Consider the following 15,840-nt stretch of genomic DNA (forward strand, 5'->3'; position numbering starts at 1 on the left):
TGTATCATCCCCTAAAAACTTTGTAGTAAGGATTTCATCACGAGGTACCAGCCATCGACGAGTACAAATAATAAAATCTTAAACGGTAATGAAATCATAACCGGTGGTAACATCATCATCCCCATCGACATTAGCGTACTCGCTACAATCATGTCGATTACTAGGAATGGTATAAAAATCATAAACCCTATTTGGAACGCTGTTTTAATCTCACTCAATGCAAACGCAGGTACAAGCATTGTAAGAGGAATATCTTCTACAGACGCTGGCTTTTCGGCTTGATTATATTTTAAAAACAAATCAAGATCCTTTTGCCTTGTATGCTTACTCATAAACTCTTTAAAAGGTACACTTGCCCGATCATATGCTTCCTCAATCCCAATTTCCTCGGAAAATAACGGCTGTAATGCCTCTTTATTAACCTCTTGAAAAGTTGGCGCCATAATAAAGAAAGTTAAAAACAAGGCAAGACCTACAATGACCTGATTTGGAGGCATTTGCTGTGTCGCCAGCGCGGTACGGACAAACGATAGAACGATAACAATTCGTGTAAACGAAGTCATTAAAATTAAAATGCTTGGTGCCAGAGAAAGAACTGTCAATAGCAAGAGGAGCTTCACAGCACTTGAGACATTTGTCGGATCGCTGTTAGAAAAAATACTGATTGCATCATTCATTTATCATCATTCTCCTTCTGCTTCCATCTCTCCAGTTCTTCACTGCGCTCCTGTTTAATTTCGGAAATCTTTTTTTCAAATAGTTCACCAAACGAGTCTTGATTTTGTTGTGTTGATGAACTCTCACTATTTTTTCTCTTAAACTTAGATAATACTTCTGCAATATACGGTGATGTTGCTGCAAGTTCTTGTCGTTCATTATAAAGTGCTAAAAGTGTTGCAACTTCATCAGGATCAGTAATTTCACGTAACAGCTGGACATTTTCACCGACCCCAACTAAATAGAGTGTTTTACCAACTTGTAATAACTGTACTGACTTTTGTGCACCTAACGATAAACCGCCTAAATTTTGTACCATTTGGTTGCGTTGAAAGTTTAAATTTCTTTTATTTAAAAACTTCATCAACCCATAAAATAAAGCTACAACAAAAATAAGCGCCAAAACCATTTTTATGTATTCCCATGCAGATATGTCTCCAGCTGCTGATAGATTTGAATTTTCCTTAGCAGCTGGATCACTATTATCTCCATAACAAGCTTCTGGTTTATTAATGCAATCATCGACACTATTCGTATCAGATTCTGCATACACAGAAGCGGGTGTAGGGTACAAAAATAGGAAGGATACAAGAAATGCGAAAATCATCGTTAGACGAAATGATTTTAACATTTGCATGCGATCATCCTAGAGCTTTTTGAATCGCTTCAATTACACGATCAGCTTGGAAAGGCTTAACGATAAAGTCTTTCGCACCAGCTTGAATTGCATCGATTACCATTGCTTGTTGTCCCATTGCTGAACACATGATTACAGTTGCACTCGGATCTGAACCCTTAATAGCTTTAAGAGCGGCAATACCATCCATTTCAGGCATCGTAATATCCATCGTTACTAAATCTGGTTTTAATTCGTTGTATTTTTCAACAGCCTGTAAACCGTCAGCTGCCTCCCCAACAACTTCAAACCCATTTTTCGATAAAATATCCTTGATCATCATGCGCATGAATGCAGCATCGTCTACAATCAAAATTCTTTTAGACATGGTTAACTCCTCCAATTGAAACTATCTTAAATTATTCAAACGCTCTGCTTGACTTAAAACATCTGTAATGCGGACACCGAAGTTTTCGTCAATAACAACGACTTCACCTTTAGCGATTAAACGGCTATTTACTAAAATATCAACTGGTTCACCAGCCAATTTATCTAGTTCAATAATCGAACCACTAGATAGTTCTAAAATCTCTTTAACAGAACGTTTCGTACGTCCTAACTCTACAGTAACTTGCAATGGAATATCAAGTAGCATATTTAAATTTCTAGCTTCAGATTGCGAGACTACATTTGTATCAAAACTAGCAAATTGCGCTTGTTGAACATTGACTGGTTGAGCTGGTCTAGTTGCATAAGGTATCTGTTGTTGTTCTTGATACATTGGTTGCTGTGCTTGCGCTTCATGCTGTTGATATACTGGCTGTGTTGGTAATGTGACAGGTGCTTGTGGTTGCACAGGCTGCGGTGCTATTGGCGCTTCAGGTGCAATCGTCGCTGCCACAGGTTCCTCGATTGATTCGGTTTCTCCTAATAGAGATTTGACAATATTTTGGCTGAATTTCAACGGTAATAATTGCATTAAATTTGAATCAATTAAATTACCGATTCTCAATCTGAAGGATACTTTTACGAGTAAATCATCTTCTGGGATATTTTCTCGGCCTTCATTTTGGGAAATATTCATTAAATCGATTGTCGGTGGTGAAATATCCACTTTTTTGTTGAATACTGTCGACATCGAAGTAGCTGCAGAACCCATCATTTGGTTCATAGCTTCTTGAACAGCACTTAACTGAATCTCACCTAAGTCTGGCTTCGGATTTAATCCATCTCCACCTAACATTAAATCAGCAATTATCGCTGCATCAGATTGTTTAATAACAAGTAAATTCATACCTGTTAAACCAATCGTATATTCAACTTGTACTGCTACATAAGGATGAGGAAATTCCTCTTCTAATTTATTACGGTTAATCATTGAAATACTTGGGGTAGTAATATCTACTTTTTGACCTAATAACGCTGAAAGTGCTGTGGCAGAGCTACCAAAAGATATATTTCCTACCTCACCTAATGCATCTTGTGCAAACGAATCGAGGTAATCCTCTACTCGCATATCATTCATGTCATCATTTGTAGAAGCTTCAGTGCCGCTGTTTTTATCTTCCAACGTTTCGCCCCTTAATAACGCTTCAATTTCTTCTTGGGAGAGCATTTCATCACTCATCTTCGTCTCCTCCTTTCAAAGGGTCGATAATCTGGATTGCTAATTTTTTGCCTTGCTTTCCTGGTTGAACTGTAAATTTCGGTAATGTCCCTACCTTTAATAGTAGTGGATCTTCAATTTTTTGTTCTAACTGAATAACATCCCCAACTTGCATTGTAAGGAAATCCTCAATAGTGATGTCTGTAATACCTAGTTCAACGGAAAGAGGTAATTTTGCTTGTTTAACACGTGTTTCAAGCATCTTTGTTTGCTCTGGAGACATCTCTTTTGTATTTGTCTGCATCCAGTAGCGAACTGAAAGATTTGGAACAATTGGTTCCAATACAACATGCGGGATACAAATATTAATCATACCGCTTGTCTCACCAATTATCGTATTTAATGAAATAACGACAACCGTTTCATTGGGTGAAATCATTTGTAAAAATTGAGGATTGACCTCAAGCTCTACTAAAATCGGATCGATTTCTGCAACATTTTCCCAGGCCTCGCGTAAATTGTCGAATGAACGCTCAAAAAGGTTCGTCATAATTTTTGTTTCAATTTCTGTTAAGTTATCCACATTACTATGACTCGCCCCGCTACCACCCATTAAACGATCCAACATTGAGTAGGCAATGTTTGGGTTTATTTCCATCAATATATTACCATCTAATGGCGGCACTTCAAACACATTAATGAGTGTCATGTTCGGAATCGAACGAACAAACTCTTCAAATGGTATTTGGTCCACCGAAGCAACAGTAATCTGCACATAACTTCTTAGCTGTGCAGAAAAGAATGTTGTCAGTAGTCGTGCAAAATTTTCGTGTATACGGGTCAAACTTCGGATTTGATCTTTTGAGAAGCGAAGTGCTCGTTTAAAGTCATAGACCTTAACCTTGCGCCCCTCGTCTTCTTTTTTTATGTCATCGGCTGACATTTCCCCGGTTGATATCGCGGAAAGCAGCGCATCTATCTCAGATTGAGATAACACATCTCCTGCCATTTGCCCACCTCCATTTCAAGCAGTTTGTGTTTTATTGAGTGATGAAGGAGGTAAAATAAACTTCCTGAACTTCTCCCTCTTGCATCAATTCATTTAATCTTGTTTTTAATGATTTTTGGAAAATTTGTTTACCTTGTTTACCTTCTAAATCTTTTTGCTCCATTTCGGAAAGCTCTTGAATTACAATGTTTTGCACTTGGAAAGTACGCTTCGTTAATTCAGCAGCAGCATCTTTATTGGATGTTTGAATTTTTAAAGACATACGCACAACTCTGTTATCGGCTAGATTAGTTGTAATTTCCGGAATTTCAACAGATGCTACTACGATTTCATCAATCGTCGGTTCAAGAGATCCTGATGGCTTATTGAATTGAGTAAACAATACAAAAGCAACACCCCCGATAAGTATGATTGCTACTAGTACGATGATAATCATCGTCAACATTTTGTTATTCTTCATCTTCTTCACCTCGTAGATGCGGGTTTGATAGTATTTGTATATTTTTATAAAAGGCTGTTACCTTTTGTCGCACCTCATCTTCACTCTGTAAAACAATGATTTTGGTTCCAGTCGTTAATGTTATGGTCGTATCAGGAAAAGATTCGACCGTTTCTATGTATAAAGCATTCAATGTGAATGCTTTGCCATTTAGACGTGTTAGTTCAATCATTGAAATAGGGCCGGGTCTAGCATGAGAGCCGGCCCGACCCTCCCTCATATGAAATTATGTTTTGGCAGTCTGACACCAGCTTGCCTTACTAAGAAGTTGTCCTAGTAATATATGCGTGAATAAAGCATTCCTACACGCACTTGGCGACAGAACTAAAAATAATTTAATTCTTTTAACCTATCGTTTTAAGTTTACTAACTCTTGAAGAATTTCATCTGAAGTTGTAATTATACGAGTATTCGATTGGAAACCACGTTGTGCAACAATCATTTCTGTGAATTCTTCTGAAAGGTCTACGTTAGACATTTCAAGGAAGCCAGATTCAACAGAACCAATTCCTGCCACCGTTGCTACTTGGGCATATGGGTCCCCAGAGTTAGCTGTAGATTGATAATAGTTACCTCCAACTTTTTCAAGGCCTCCAGCATTCGGGAATTTAACAAGTATTAGCTGTCCTGCATATTGACGGTCCCCTTTGTAGTCAACATACTCAACAGTACCATCTTGTCCAATAGACATTTTTTGAGCAGTTGTAGGGATTCGAATTGGCGAAATATCGGCGGCAAAATCCATCTCTTCTGTAATATTACCTTCGATATCCGCTAATCCATTATCAGCCTTTTGTTCATCAGCAGCAGAACCATCAATTGTTTCATCTTCTGAAATTGATAGCTCGTCACTTGCGTGACCAACTAAATATTTACCATCAGCATTTACTAAATAACCATTTCTGTCTAAATAAAAGTTACCAGCACGTGTATAGAGAATATTGCTATATCCCTCATCGTCAATTACCCCCTCATCATTTGGAGAGCCATTTGCGTCGCCCACCATGTAGAAACCATCACCAGAAATAGCTAAATCTAATACGCGTGCAGTTGTTTGTAGTGAACCAGAACCATGAATTGTATCAATAGCCGCTAGCTGTGCCCCCAACCCAATCTGTATAGCGTTGACACCGCCTCGAGTTTGAGTCGGTGAAGATGCACCTGAATTCATTTGAGAGATTAAATCTTTAAAAACTACACGACCTTTTTTAAAGCCGTAAGTATTAACGTTAGCAATATTATTACCAATAACGTCTAGTTTTGTTTGGAAGTTTTTAAGACCTGAAATACCTGAATACATAGAACGTAACATAATGTCGTTCTCCCTTCGTTTATAATTGGGTGCCTCGATCAATCAGCACACCTAGGCTTCCTATCAAAGGTCCAGCCCTTAAAGCACTATAGTGCCATCAATATTTGTAAACAATTGTTGCTTTGCCTCCGTGCGATCCATTGCTGTAATGACAGTAGCGTTTTTAGCACTGACAATTAAAGCCGCTTGATCCATCAAGACTAATGGCTGTTTGACACCTTTAGAGTGTGCTTCAAATACCTTATCCGATACAACCTGCCACTCTTGTTCAGAAATCGCTATATTACGCTCGATGATACGTTCATGCGCATGCTTACTCACTTTTAACTCTTGTTGATTGGTAGCTTCCTGTAAATGCGCTTTAAACGATTGCTGTGATTTTATAGCTGTAGGTTGCGTTTGACGAATAGATGGATGCAAGGGTACACGATGAATTGAAAACTTGTCCATCATTCTTCTCCACCTTTATTCGCTAATTACAGTAAATTCTTTATCAGTTAATTTTTTGTCATTGTCTAATACATAATGAATAACGCCATCTTTATTTGTTACAGAAACGATACGTCCTTGTAGTTCTTGCTCGCCGTCCATATACGTAACATTTTTACCAATTAGTTTACTAGCCTGTACTAGTGGCGATTCCGTGATGTTATTGCCATTTGAAGCCGTTCCTGAACCACCCAATATCCCCGAGATATTGCCAGGAGTTATTTCCTTACCATCAGCCAACGTGAACACTACACTGTCATCAACAAATTTTAATGATTCAATAACGCCCGTTCCTTCATTGATAACAAAATCACCTTTTTCATCCTTCTCATCGGTAACCTCATGCCATTTCACTTCCTTACCAATAAAGGATGAATAACTCATCATTTGCGTTTGCTGCTGGGAAGCCAGTAATGATTCCATTGCCTTCGTCATATTTTGCATTTGCTCTAATGAAGAGAATTGAGCCATTTGAGAAATAAATTCTCGGTCGTCCATTGGATTTGTTGGATCTTGGTGTTGTAATTGCGTAATGAGTAATTGAAGAAAAGCATCCTTCCCAAGTTCACTATTACCTGTTTGCTTTGTTGGTTTCTGATAATTTGAATAATATAAGTCATCAGTTATTGTTGAATATGTTGTATTTGTCGTTGTATCTGCCATATTTACACCTCCTCGTTTATTAGGTAATCACTAAAGGATTTGCCTTCATCATCATCGTCATTATTTTGCTGTTGCTCATCTTCCTGCTGTTGCTTAAAGAAATTATTGAAGAAGCTTTGATCGCGTTGTTGGCGATCTGCATCTTGTAATGATTGAGCAATATCAAGACGATCCACTTGGATATTTTGCTGTACAAAGGCTTGCTTAAGTTGATGTGACTGACTATCAAGTAATTCACGTCCATGAGCAGTTGAAGCAAGTAGTCGCGCTGTAAGTACACCGTCATTTTGTACAAGTTCAATACGAATTGTCCCTAGATTTTCAGGATACAATTTCAATGTTAAACGCGTAATACCTTGTGCATTAGAGATTTGAGCTCTATTGATGATTGCTTGCATCTCTTTCAGTAATGCTTCAGACTGTGCTGGCCTTGCTGCTGGCAGTGTTACTTCGAAAGTATCTGCCTTTGTTTGAACTGTATTGGATGTCACCATTTCATTAGCACTTGTGTCAGTCTTCTGAGTAGCCTCAACTTGTTGAACTACTTGTTGAACCACTTTCTGAAAGCCCTGTATCGGTAATGTTAAGGTAGTTTTGGTTGTCACTTGCTGAGCAGATTGAATTGTCTCCACTTGTGTTTGCATCGTCGTTAAAAGATCTTTAACGTTAGATAACAAACTTTCTTGTTGAGCTGTTAGATCCGTCTTTTGTCCAACTAATTGTGCTAGCTTTAATACTTGAAGTAATTGTGTTGCCTCTTTTGGTGTTACTTGCCCTTCACCCTGTAATGCTGCAACAACTTGTGCTTGTAACATTGGCGCCTGAACATCTACTAGTGCTAAAAGCTCCCATACATCTTTAGCTTCTTTATCGTCTCCTAGCAACTGTTGTACTAATTTTTGAAGCTGCTCGGAATCAATTCCTAATGCATCCATTAAATTTTCAAGATTTAGCATTTCATCCATCGCAACAGCTTTGCCATCTTCACCAATTTGCAGCATTAATAAACCATCATCGTGTGGAATACCTAGTAAATCTAATACGTCTTCAACAGAATCAGCATTTAAAATAGAAGCTAATTCAGCAGTATCATTTGTCTCTGTTGGCTGTTTAGACTGCTGTGTTTGATTATTAGAAGATATAATTTGTCCAAAAACAGAACCAAACGTTGATAGATTATCTTTGTTCGTTGCTCCACTTGTTTTAACAGTAGAATCCCCTGCTGTTGAAGCAGGTTTTGTAGCTGCTGTTTTAGTTGGCATAGCCTTCGACATCATTTGCATCATTGCCATTTCCATAAATTTCACCTCCCTTCATATACCCTTATTGTTTCGTCATCATTTCTGTATATTTCGCCGCATCCTGTGGGCTCATTTTTTCTAGAATTGCTGCTAATTTATCCGGCTTTAAATTTGTTAAAATACGGAGAGCCTCTGTATCGCTCATTTTAATAAGCACCGGCGCTGCAGCTTTAGGGGACATCTTATCAAAGGTTGATAAAATATCAGTAAAATCACGCTTTACTTGATCTTGCTCTCGATTTAATTTTTCAATTTCAAATTGAAGCTGTTCTTTTTCTGTAGCTAGCTTATCCTTCTCAGTTATTGTCGTCTCTAATTTCTTTTGTAACTGAGCAATCTCTGCTTCTTTTTCTTGCATTTCGGCCTGTAATTTGACCATTTTCGAATCATTATTAACAACAGCATCTTTTGCTTGTTGCTCTTCAGATGGAACAAAAGGTAAGCTTCCAATTGCCTTTTTTCCTAAATCAAAGACATTCGTATTCATTAGCGTTGCAACAACAAGTAAAACTGCTACTACGGTCATGATTGGCAGTACAATCCAAGTAAAAAACTTTAGAAGACCACCAGATTTACGCTTTGATTGTGGTTCTGCTAATTCCGTTGTAAGTCGATTATCTTTTTTTGCCATGAAATCACCTGATTTCTCTCTTGTTATACGTAAGCGATGATATCTCATCTAGAAAAATGCCTTCGATACGATCTTGCTCTTGCTGGTATAACTTAAAATCCTTTTCTCGCATTTTTTCGAATTTACGTACTTCTAAGTTTTTTTCTAGTAGTTTTTCTTCGTGCCAATTCATTTTTGCACGGGCTTGTACAACTTTCTGCTGTACTTCAGCAATTGTTTTTTCTAGACTATCAATAAAACGAGCATAATGATGAATCTCTTCTATAGATGAACCTACAGCTAAACGTTCCTGCTGAAACTCTATTAGATTTTCTTTCTTCTTCAGCAATTCATATAGTTTAGTTGCTATTGCTTCAAAAGCGCGTACCGATTCTTTATAGGCAATTTCAGTTTCATTTTTCTCCTGCTCACGAATGGTTAACACTTTTTCAAAACGATAAATATAACTAACCATCTACTTTCCACCACCGTTAGATAATGTAATTAACTCATTCATACTTTCCTCAAGAGTCACTTTTTCTAAATAGCCCTGCTTTAAATATGTCGTAATAAGAGGTTCATAATAAATAGCTTCATCAATTTCTTTTGATGTCCCACGTTTATAGGCGCCGATGTTAATTAGATCCTCCGACTTGTCATATGTATAATAAAGCTCCCTTAGTCTCTCTGCAGCCTTTTTATGTTCTGGCTCTGCCACATGATTCATCAAACGGCTAACGCTTTTCAATACATTAATAGCTGGATATTGACCTTTATTGGCAAGGTTTCGATCAAGGACAATATGACCATCTAAAATCCCTCGCACAGTATCTGCAATTGGCTCATTCATATCATCACCATCTACTAATACTGTATAGAAGGCAGTAATGGAGCCCTTTTCATTCGTACCTGTGCGCTCTAATAGTTTAGGTAAAATCGCAAAAACAGATGGTGTATATCCTTTTTGAGCTGGTGGTTCTCCTGTCGCTAGTCCAATCTCACGCTGAGCCATAGCAACACGAGTCACAGAGTCCATCATCAACATGACATTTAAACCACGATTTCTAAAATATTCTGCAATCGCTGTTGCGGTAAAGGCCCCTTTAATACGCATCAATGCTGGCTGATCAGAAGTGGCAGCTACTACTATGGATCTACTTAAACCTTCAGGCCCTAAATCGCGTTCTATAAATTCACGGACCTCACGACCACGCTCTCCAACTAGTGCAATCACGTTTAAATCAGCTTGCGTATTTCGTGCAATCATACCTAGTAATGTACTTTTCCCGACCCCGGAACCAGCGAAAATACCTACACGTTGTCCATTGCCAACTGTGAGCATGCCATCAATTGCCTTAACACCAACTTCAAGTCTTTCATTAATCGGTGGACGCGTCAGTGGATTTGGTGGATCCTGTTCTGTTGGGACTGACATTAATCCTTTCGGTAATAAAGTTCCATCTATTGGATTCCCCATAGAATCAAGTACTTTACCAATCAGCTCAGGACCCACTTTTACTTCAAGCGGTGCCCCTGTGCCTTCAACTAGACAGCCAATTGATATTTCTCGAAGAGAGGTAAAAGGCATTAAGACGACAATTTCATCTTTAAAACCAACAACCTCCGCTAAGATGATCTGATGACCATTTTTTGATGTTTCCACATGAATTTTACAAACATCACCAATAGAACTTTCTGGACCTTGCGACTCAATCATCAAGCCGACAACTCTAGTTACTCTACCAAACTTTTTAAAAGTCGGCATATGAGGAATTTGTTCGATTAATTGAGCCGTTTTCATCTAGATCATTCCTTACTTTCTAATATTTCATGTAGCTTTAATCTTAGTTCATTCAACTGTTCATCAATACTTACTACAATGCGACCATGATTTGTTTCAATATAGCAATCTGTTTCATTTTCCAAATCTTCATTTACAAAAATCATAAATGGTACGTCTGTTGGGAACATTTCAGCAAGTTCATCTCGATTAGACGTAATTAATGCATAATAGGTAGGTGAAACATAAATTTTTATTTCCTTCATTTCTCTCGCTTCTTTAAGTCCTCGACGAACGATAGAAACAAACAATTCATTATCCCGCTCTAAAGAAGCATTAATAATTCGCTCTGCTGCAGTTAAGCCTAACTCTAATAGGATAGCTTCCTGATCTTCAATATATTTTCTTGCATTCTCTCTTGCATGAGTAATTACTTCATTAGCTGTTTGGAGTGATTGTGTCATCACTTCATTAGCTTTGTTTATCCCATCCTCATAGCCTTGACCAAATCCTTCGTCATAAGCTTCTTGCACTCGGTTAGGTCGCTCTTCTTCCCAACTTTGCTTTAAGTGTTCTATCTCTTGGAGGAATATTTGCTTCTCTTGTTCAAAAGCCTGTCGATCAGCCTCAATAGTAAATCTAGCTTCTGCGAGTAAGCGATTGCGCTCTTCCAGTACTTCTACCAAAGTAAGTTGAGGTGAAGCTTCTTCATCTTCTATTTCTACTTCAGACGTCTCAAACATGTCACGAATTTGTATCTTTTTTACTTCATCGCCATTGGTTTGTGCATATATAGAACGGATGATTTTAGACAATGACGTCATCTCCTCCACCACGTGCAATAATAATTTCACCAGCATCCTCTAGGCGACGAATAACCGCAACAATTCGAGATTGTGCCTCCTCTACGTCACGTAAGCGTACAGGCCCCATAATTTCCATCTCTTCTTTAAAGGTCTCAGCCATACGTTGCGACATATTGCGGAAAATAATGTCTTTTACTTCCTCACTTGAAACTTTCATTGATAGTAATAAGTCTTCATTTTCACAATCACGAATAACACGTTGAATCGAACGGTTGTCGAGCGTAACAATGTCCTCGAATACAAACATACGTTTTTTGATTTCTTCTGCAAGCTCTGGATCTTGAATTTCGAGTGCATCGAGAATCGTTTTTTCTGTTTGACGATCTACACCATTTAACACTTCAACGACTGCATCAATGCCACCCGTTTCTGTGTAATCTTGTGTAACAGTCGATGATAATTTACGCTCTAATACAGATTCAATCTCACTAATGACTTCAGGTGAGGTTGATTCCATAACAGCTATACGTTTAGCAATATCAGCCTGTACTTCCTGCGGTAATGAAGATAAGATTACACCCGCTTGCCCTGCCTCTAAATAAGATAGAATAAGGGCAATTGTTTGTGGATGTTCATTTTGTATAAAGTTAAAAATTTGTGATGGATCAGCTCTACGTGCAAAGTCAAAAGGTCGCACTTGTAAAGAAGATGTTAAACGATTAATAATCGTTTGTGCTTGCTCTACACCAAGAGCTTTCTCTAACACTGTCTTCGCATAACCAATACCACCCTGGGTAATATAATCTTGCGCAAGAGCAATATTATGGAATTCTTCAATAATCTCCTCTTTAACATTTGCTTCTACTTTTTTTACACTTGAAATTTCTAATGTTAAACGTTCTATTTCTTCCTCTGTTAAATGTTTATAGACAGAAGCCGAAACCTCAGGCCCTAATGAAATTAACAAGAGAGCGGCCTTTTGTTTTCCGGTTAATTCTTTTTCTTTCTTGGACACAGCCGAACCTCCTAGTTAGTCTTCCGCAATCCAACTACGCAGTAACTTTGCAAAATCGTCTGGCTTATCTTTTGCCATTTTTTCAAGCTGCTTACGACGCATTGTAGCTTCCGTTTCAATTTCTTCATTAATATCATCAATCATTAGTTCTTCTTGTTCTTCTAGGATGCTAAGCTCTTCTTCTTCCTTCGCACGTTTACGTGAACGGATAATGAAGAATGCAAGCAATAATATTACAGCTAGTAATATACCGCCAACTACCCAAATCCACCATGGAATAACAGATTTTTCGTTAGCTACATCTGTAGCCTTACCATATAACGGTTGTACTGATACTGCCACTTTCTCATTGATTTGATCTTGTGTAAGTTCAGCTGCTACATCTTTTGAAATCGTCGTACGAACAATAGTACTTAAAATTTTCTCGATATCCTGACGAACCCCATCCGGTAATGATGCTGCATCAGTTGCTGTCGGTGGTTCAACAATTACTTGGATACCTATATCTTGAATTTTATACGGTGCCTCTTGGATATCTTTGTTTATACGGTTCACTTCATTATTAATTGTTTCTTCTGTACGTTCGTAATCACCGTTACCATTTGCACCTTCGTTATAAGTTGTAAAGTTATCTGTTGTTGTTTCAGCTTCAGGTGTGCCAGTTGCAGTAGCTCCTGTACCAGAATATTGCTCCGAAATGCGTTGAGCACTAATAGCGATTCCGGCCATATTCTCTTCATCAACTGGAGTAACTAGTTTTTCTTGACGAATTTCTTTTTTGAAATCGATGTCTGTTGTGACAGAAACCATAACTTTGTCCTGCCCCATTAACGTACCTAGCATATTTTGCACTTGACGTTGTAGATCACGCTCAACCATTTTCTTCATTTGTAACTGACCTTCAGCTGTCGTTGTTGATGTTCCATCAGCAGTTGCTGCATTAAGATCAAAGTACTCAGAGAATTGGTTAGAAATAACGATATTATCAGTTTTTAAGTTTGGAATACTTTTAGCAACTAAGTTGTACATAGTTGCAATTTGTTGCTCTGTAAATTTATATCCAGGATCGGTATTCAATACAATCGATGCAGTAGCTTCTTCTTTTGTATCGTTTACGAAAAGTCCTTCTTCAGGAACATTAATCATAACTTTTGCATCTTTTACACCTTCTAGATTTTTAATGAGCTTAGCTATTTCTGTTTCAGTTGCTGCTTTTTTTAATAGGTTAAACTCATTATCTGTCATACCAAATCCAGAGCTGTTCGCAAAGGAGTAATCAATCGTTCCTGTTTGTGGATATCCTTCCGATGCTAATTGCACTAATAGTGAATCTGCTTGATCCTCAGGTACTAAAATCGTTGTTCCTCCTGGTGCAATTTCATACTTTGCACCTTGCTTGTCCAACGCTTCCTTTACCTGTCCGATTTCTCTTGTCGATAAATCCTTATAAAGTGGTACGTATGTAGTTCTTGTCGCAAAAAATGTAACAATAGCTGCAAGGGCTATTACCCCTACTAGTGAACCAATCATTACAAATTTTTGTTTTTTACTACGACTTGTCCAAAATTGGCTGGTGTCGTTTTTTATTTTCGTCAATCGTTCATTCATTACGAATCCTCCGGTTATAGTGAATAACCTAGCCATTAATAATTTGCGAAAACAGTGATATCTCTTAACATTCAATTATGTATTTAAAGTAGTTTGAACCTTAAGAGATATAATCTTTATGTCAATAGTGAATGTATCGCCTGTTCAATAAAGCTAGACACTCATTCGCATTATTTCTTGGTAAGCTTCAATCACCTTATTGCGAACTTCAATTGTTGCATTTAATGTAATGCTCGCCTTTTGTGATGCAATCATCACATCATGCAACTCTACATCATCACCGTTAATCAACTTTTGTGTGAATTTATCAGACGTAATTTGCTGATCATTAACTTTAGCTATTGCTTCTTTTAACGAGTTCGCAAAGCTCTGTTGTGCTTCATAAGGTGTCGTATTGAGTTTATTAGTTTCATTTACAACCTGAGTAGGTGCCATTAGTGAAACGGACGAAATTGTCATTATGTATCTTCCTTTCCTCTTATTTATTTACCAATCTCTAAAGCCTTTGTCAGCATGGATTTATTTGCATTAAAAACGGTTACGTTTGCCTCATAAGAACGAGTAGCTGACATTAAATCTACCATTTCTTTTAATGGATCCACATTCGGCATATTAACATAGCCATCTGCATTTGCATCTGGATGAGTTGGATCATACACAAGTTTGAAAGGTGTTTCTCTATCTTCTTTAATTTGTGTAACTTTCACACCGTTGCCAACGCCACTTTTTGCGTTCTTACCAAGAGCAACATTAAAGAATTTTGAAAACTGTCCCTCTTGAGCAGTGAATGTTACAGACTTGCGGCGATAGGGTTCCCACTCCCCGTTCACTTGTCTAGCACGCGTTGAATCCATGTTAGCCATATTTGAAGAAATGACATCCATACGTAAACGCTGCGCTGTTAAAGCTGAGGCAGTGGTATTCATTCCATGAAAAATAGACATATATTACTTACCTCCTTTTATAACAGTGTTCAATGTATTAAACTTACCGTTCATACGGTCAATTAAAGCATTGTAATAGATTTGATTCTCTGCCAATTTAGCCTGTTCTGCGTCCATATCTACAGCATTTCCGTTATTTCGATATCGTAAGCCATCGATATTATTTACACCAGGCGTAGATTGTCGAATTGAAAAATCATAATGTCTACTATCAGTTCGATATGACGAAATTGAAGTTTGTTGTTCTTCTTCCAACATATCCTTAAAACTTACACTTTTCGCCTTGTAATTTGGCGTATCGACATTCGCAATGTTATTGGCGATTGTTTTATGTTTTAACGTTGCGTAGGAAAGACCATTTTCCAGGCTACTAATAGTTCCTCCAAATAAATTCAAAACCATTCACCTCATTTTTATTTCTATCTTTTTACATCTTAATTTATCCAGTAATTCAATTGTAATTAAGATAATCCTTAGTGTCTATTGTCTTTTGTCATTTTTTAATAGTATATACGCCCTATTTTTTTCCGCGATTAACCAGGACAAAACAGCCGCACCCCTTGAGCCACCTGCGTTTATAGAGGTCCACCTTCTTTCTAGTTAATTTACACTATTTCGACAGTGTTTACGGTTTTCATATTAAATAATTCCTTTTTTTCACTTTATCGCGTTCGACTTAATGTCTAATCCGGAGTTCCTTTTTACTACTTCAATCAAGGTACAAATGGTGCAAATTAATTCATAGGAAAATTTACGATACTAGCAAACAAGTAACAAAAGAGGAGGTTGTATCTTAACTTTTATGCTAATAGTAGTGAAATTCCAGCGAATAGACTTGGTGAAAAAGAAATGAAGTAACGTTTTT

The 15,840-nt window shown here is 37.6% G+C and carries 20 protein-coding genes; all 20 read right to left on the reverse strand.

Annotation, left to right across the window (positions count from 1 at the left end; all coding sequences use genetic code 11):
• Nucleotides 1-11 precede the first annotated feature (11 nt).
• Nucleotides 12-677 (reverse strand): flagellar type III secretion system pore protein FliP, encoded by a 666-nt coding sequence (gene fliP, locus ACIQXF_RS00895; RefSeq protein WP_402777805.1) that lies wholly within the window; start codon nt 675-677, stop codon nt 12-14.
• Nucleotides 674-1,348, reverse strand: a complete 675-nt coding sequence (locus tag ACIQXF_RS00900) for a flagellar biosynthetic protein FliO (protein ID WP_402777808.1) — start codon at nt 1,346-1,348, stop codon at nt 674-676. Before ACIQXF_RS00900 ends, fliP begins: the two co-directional genes overlap by 4 nt.
• A 10-nt stretch (nt 1,349-1,358) precedes the next feature.
• Nucleotides 1,359-1,721 carry a response regulator gene (locus tag ACIQXF_RS00905; RefSeq protein ID WP_008180756.1) on the reverse strand — a complete coding sequence of 121 codons (363 nt, stop codon included), beginning with the start codon at nt 1,719-1,721 and terminating at the stop codon, nt 1,359-1,361.
• Nucleotides 1,722-1,742: 21 nt separating this feature from the next.
• Nucleotides 1,743-2,960, reverse strand: a complete 1,218-nt coding sequence (fliY, locus tag ACIQXF_RS00910; RefSeq protein ID WP_402777813.1) for a flagellar motor switch phosphatase FliY — start codon at nt 2,958-2,960, stop codon at nt 1,743-1,745.
• Nucleotides 2,953-3,948, reverse strand: coding sequence for a flagellar motor switch protein FliM (gene fliM / locus ACIQXF_RS00915; RefSeq protein WP_402777816.1), 996 nt, complete (start codon nt 3,946-3,948; stop codon nt 2,953-2,955). Before fliM ends, fliY begins: the two co-directional genes overlap by 8 nt.
• Before the next feature lie 31 nt (nt 3,949-3,979).
• The gene (gene fliL, locus ACIQXF_RS00920; RefSeq protein WP_402777819.1) at nt 3,980-4,408 is read right to left on the reverse strand and encodes a flagellar basal body-associated protein FliL; all 429 of its coding nucleotides are present in this window, start codon (nt 4,406-4,408) and stop codon (nt 3,980-3,982) included.
• Entirely contained in the window at nt 4,398-4,619 is a 222-nt protein-coding gene (locus ACIQXF_RS00925) for a flagellar FlbD family protein (RefSeq protein ID WP_049668748.1), read from the reverse strand. The genes fliL and ACIQXF_RS00925 overlap by 11 nt, the downstream gene beginning before the upstream one ends.
• Nucleotides 4,620-4,796: 177 nt before the next feature.
• Nucleotides 4,797-5,759, reverse strand: a complete 963-nt coding sequence (locus ACIQXF_RS00930; RefSeq protein WP_402777822.1) for a flagellar hook-basal body complex protein — start codon at nt 5,757-5,759, stop codon at nt 4,797-4,799.
• A 78-nt stretch (nt 5,760-5,837) separates the two neighbouring features.
• Nucleotides 5,838-6,209 carry a TIGR02530 family flagellar biosynthesis protein gene (locus ACIQXF_RS00935; protein WP_402778254.1) on the reverse strand — a complete coding sequence of 124 codons (372 nt, stop codon included), beginning with the start codon at nt 6,207-6,209 and terminating at the stop codon, nt 5,838-5,840.
• A gap of 15 nt (nt 6,210-6,224) precedes the next feature.
• Nucleotides 6,225-6,911, reverse strand: a complete 687-nt coding sequence (gene flgD, locus ACIQXF_RS00940; RefSeq protein ID WP_402777825.1) for a flagellar hook assembly protein FlgD — start codon at nt 6,909-6,911, stop codon at nt 6,225-6,227.
• 2 nt (nt 6,912-6,913) lie between these two features.
• Entirely contained in the window at nt 6,914-8,209 is a 1,296-nt protein-coding gene (locus tag ACIQXF_RS00945; RefSeq protein ID WP_402777828.1) for a flagellar hook-length control protein FliK, read from the reverse strand.
• A 25-nt stretch (nt 8,210-8,234) separates the two neighbouring features.
• The gene (locus ACIQXF_RS00950; RefSeq protein ID WP_402777831.1) at nt 8,235-8,843 is read right to left on the reverse strand and encodes a MotE family protein; all 609 of its coding nucleotides are present in this window, start codon (nt 8,841-8,843) and stop codon (nt 8,235-8,237) included.
• Between the two features lie 4 nt (nt 8,844-8,847).
• Nucleotides 8,848-9,297, reverse strand: coding sequence for a flagellar export protein FliJ (gene fliJ / locus ACIQXF_RS00955; RefSeq protein WP_402777833.1), 450 nt, complete (start codon nt 9,295-9,297; stop codon nt 8,848-8,850).
• On the reverse strand, nt 9,298-10,623 hold the full coding sequence (fliI, locus tag ACIQXF_RS00960) for a flagellar protein export ATPase FliI (RefSeq protein WP_402777836.1): 1,326 nt from the start codon (nt 10,621-10,623) through the stop codon (nt 9,298-9,300).
• A 5-nt stretch (nt 10,624-10,628) separates the two neighbouring features.
• Nucleotides 10,629-11,417 carry a flagellar assembly protein FliH gene (fliH, locus tag ACIQXF_RS00965; RefSeq protein ID WP_402777839.1) on the reverse strand — a complete coding sequence of 263 codons (789 nt, stop codon included), beginning with the start codon at nt 11,415-11,417 and terminating at the stop codon, nt 10,629-10,631.
• Complete coding sequence (fliG, locus tag ACIQXF_RS00970) at nt 11,410-12,423, reverse strand: flagellar motor switch protein FliG (protein ID WP_100543939.1); 1,014 nt, start codon at nt 12,421-12,423, stop codon at nt 11,410-11,412. The genes fliH and fliG overlap by 8 nt, the downstream gene beginning before the upstream one ends.
• A gap of 15 nt (nt 12,424-12,438) precedes the next feature.
• Nucleotides 12,439-14,031 (reverse strand): flagellar basal-body MS-ring/collar protein FliF, encoded by a 1,593-nt coding sequence (gene fliF, locus ACIQXF_RS00975; RefSeq protein WP_402777841.1) that lies wholly within the window; start codon nt 14,029-14,031, stop codon nt 12,439-12,441.
• A 153-nt stretch (nt 14,032-14,184) separates the two neighbouring features.
• Nucleotides 14,185-14,490, reverse strand: a complete 306-nt coding sequence (gene fliE / locus ACIQXF_RS00980; protein ID WP_402777844.1) for a flagellar hook-basal body complex protein FliE — start codon at nt 14,488-14,490, stop codon at nt 14,185-14,187.
• Nucleotides 14,491-14,513: 23 nt separating this feature from the next.
• Nucleotides 14,514-14,975, reverse strand: coding sequence for a flagellar basal body rod protein FlgC (flgC, locus tag ACIQXF_RS00985; RefSeq protein WP_402777847.1), 462 nt, complete (start codon nt 14,973-14,975; stop codon nt 14,514-14,516).
• Between the two features lie 3 nt (nt 14,976-14,978).
• Nucleotides 14,979-15,371 (reverse strand): flagellar basal body rod protein FlgB, encoded by a 393-nt coding sequence (gene flgB / locus ACIQXF_RS00990; RefSeq protein ID WP_402777849.1) that lies wholly within the window; start codon nt 15,369-15,371, stop codon nt 14,979-14,981.
• Nucleotides 15,372-15,840 lie beyond the last annotated feature (469 nt).

Source organism: Lysinibacillus sp. NPDC097231, assembly GCF_044761885.1.
Taxonomy (GTDB): domain Bacteria; phylum Bacillota; class Bacilli; order Bacillales_A; family Planococcaceae; genus Lysinibacillus.

Excerpts from the sequence above, each read along its gene's own strand:
- fliP (WP_402777805.1), bottom strand. The coding sequence starts at position 677 with ATGAATGATGCAATCAGTATTTTTTCTAACAGCGATCCGACAAATGTC.
- ACIQXF_RS00935 (WP_402778254.1), bottom strand. The coding sequence starts at position 6,209 with ATGGACAAGTTTTCAATTCATCGTGTACCCTTGCATCCATCTATTCGT.
- fliF (WP_402777841.1), bottom strand. The coding sequence starts at position 14,031 with ATGAATGAACGATTGACGAAAATAAAAAACGACACCAGCCAATTTTGG.
- fliJ (WP_402777833.1), bottom strand. The coding sequence starts at position 9,297 with ATGGTTAGTTATATTTATCGTTTTGAAAAAGTGTTAACCATTCGTGAG.
- ACIQXF_RS00930 (WP_402777822.1), bottom strand. The coding sequence starts at position 5,759 with ATGTTACGTTCTATGTATTCAGGTATTTCAGGTCTTAAAAACTTCCAA.
- fliY (WP_402777813.1), bottom strand. The coding sequence starts at position 2,960 with ATGAGTGATGAAATGCTCTCCCAAGAAGAAATTGAAGCGTTATTAAGG.
- ACIQXF_RS00925 (WP_049668748.1), bottom strand. The coding sequence starts at position 4,619 with ATGATTGAACTAACACGTCTAAATGGCAAAGCATTCACATTGAATGCT.
- fliE (WP_402777844.1), bottom strand. The coding sequence starts at position 14,490 with ATGACAATTTCGTCCGTTTCACTAATGGCACCTACTCAGGTTGTAAAT.
- flgC (WP_402777847.1), bottom strand. The coding sequence starts at position 14,975 with ATGTCTATTTTTCATGGAATGAATACCACTGCCTCAGCTTTAACAGCG.
- ACIQXF_RS00905 (WP_008180756.1), bottom strand. The coding sequence starts at position 1,721 with ATGTCTAAAAGAATTTTGATTGTAGACGATGCTGCATTCATGCGCATG.
- ACIQXF_RS00945 (WP_402777828.1), bottom strand. The coding sequence starts at position 8,209 with ATGGAAATGGCAATGATGCAAATGATGTCGAAGGCTATGCCAACTAAA.
- fliI (WP_402777836.1), bottom strand. The coding sequence starts at position 10,623 with ATGAAAACGGCTCAATTAATCGAACAAATTCCTCATATGCCGACTTTT.
- fliM (WP_402777816.1), bottom strand. The coding sequence starts at position 3,948 with ATGGCAGGAGATGTGTTATCTCAATCTGAGATAGATGCGCTGCTTTCC.
- ACIQXF_RS00900 (WP_402777808.1), bottom strand. The coding sequence starts at position 1,348 with ATGTTAAAATCATTTCGTCTAACGATGATTTTCGCATTTCTTGTATCC.
- flgD (WP_402777825.1), bottom strand. The coding sequence starts at position 6,911 with ATGGCAGATACAACGACAAATACAACATATTCAACAATAACTGATGAC.
- fliL (WP_402777819.1), bottom strand. The coding sequence starts at position 4,408 with ATGAAGAATAACAAAATGTTGACGATGATTATCATCGTACTAGTAGCA.
- ACIQXF_RS00950 (WP_402777831.1), bottom strand. The coding sequence starts at position 8,843 with ATGGCAAAAAAAGATAATCGACTTACAACGGAATTAGCAGAACCACAA.